At 41.8% G+C, this 340-nt stretch carries 1 protein-coding gene; it reads left to right on the top strand.

All coding sequences use genetic code 11. From position 1 onward, the window contains the following. Positions 1-309 (top strand): hypothetical protein (locus BG55_RS23085; RefSeq protein ID WP_235192682.1); only part of this gene is annotated, 309 nt, incomplete at its 5' end. Between the last annotated feature and the right edge of the window lie 31 nt (positions 310-340).

The raw sequence follows: 340 nt of genomic DNA, 5'->3' as shown, positions 1-340 counted from the left end.
CCCCCGCAGTCAACCCTAATGATAATCATTTTCAATAAACAGCCAGCATGCTACGATGTTGTTAAAATTAAAACAATATGTGTCAGAAAATTTCATATATTTTCAGGAAAATATCCCAGCATTCAAACTGAGTGTGAATTTTGCGCAGCGGTCGAAATAGGCTGTGGGCTGTGGGCTGTGGGCAGGTATTTTAAATCAGAAGAAAGGAAAATCCCTGGCTGGCGCTTTTACGACAGCCAGGAAATAAGCATTATGACTGAACGTGCAGTACATCGGGCGGTAAAGAGACGCTCAAAATTACCGGCTTAAATGAGCTGGATTTACTCAACCATACAGAGAT

Source organism: Erwinia mallotivora (assembly GCF_000590885.1).
Taxonomy (GTDB): Bacteria; Pseudomonadota; Gammaproteobacteria; order Enterobacterales; family Enterobacteriaceae; genus Erwinia; species Erwinia mallotivora.
This window is presented reverse-complemented; position numbering and strand designations above follow the sequence as displayed.